This is a genomic window from Rhodococcus sp. 077-4, from assembly GCF_047782425.1.
GTDB lineage: Bacteria > Actinomycetota > Actinomycetes > Mycobacteriales > Mycobacteriaceae > Rhodococcoides.
Genome location: NZ_JAJPWC010000016.1, coordinates 1 through 641, shown reverse-complemented (window position 1 = coordinate 641; position 641 = coordinate 1). Strand labels below are relative to the sequence as shown.

Below are 641 nucleotides of genomic sequence, written 5' to 3'. Positions count from 1 at the left end.
GTCAATACCACGTCCGCCGCCCTGATACGCCTGAGTGGAGAGATCGTGGCGATCGCCAATCCCCCAGGTGCCGTTAGCCAGCGCAGGTTTGATGACCGTTTCTACCAGTTGAACGCGCGCGGCATAAAACATCAGAACTTCGGCTTTATCGGTAATGACTTCATCGCCTACCGATTTGATATCCAGCACCAGGCTTCTTAACTTTTCGGCAAGTTGCGTACCGCCAGGTTCCCGAGTGAAAACCATGTCGCGGATACCCAGTTGCTCAAGCGTCTCAACCACCACATTACGCGCGGTAGTTTTGCCTGCGCCTTCCAGCCCCTCAATGACGATATACTTACTGCGCATTTTTTTCCTTAAGCACTTTCAGATAATCCTGCACAGACTTGTTATGACTGGCAAGATTGGTATTAAACGTGTGACCACCTTTACCATCGGCCACAAAATAGAGATACGGCGTTTTTGCCGGATGCGCAGCAGCCTTCAGCGAATCCGCCCCCGGCGTCGCTATCGCACCTGGCGGCAGACCGGTAATGGTATAGGTGTTATACGCTGTCGGCGTTTCCAGGTCTGCACGAGAAAGTTTGCCATTATAACGCTCTCCCATCCCGTAAATCACGGTCGGGTCGGTCTGCAGGCGC

Annotated in this window: 2 protein-coding genes; both read right to left on the bottom strand. The window is 53.2% G+C overall.

Translation table 11 applies throughout. From position 1 onward, the window contains the following. A partial coding sequence (gene tmk, locus ACNEOT_RS25390; RefSeq protein WP_415977537.1) for a dTMP kinase occupies positions 1 to 348 on the bottom strand: 348 nt, incomplete at its 3' end. After that, a partial coding sequence (gene mltG, locus ACNEOT_RS25385; protein ID WP_415977536.1) for an endolytic transglycosylase MltG occupies positions 338 to 641 on the bottom strand: 304 nt, incomplete at its 5' end. The genes tmk and mltG, both read right to left, overlap by 11 nt.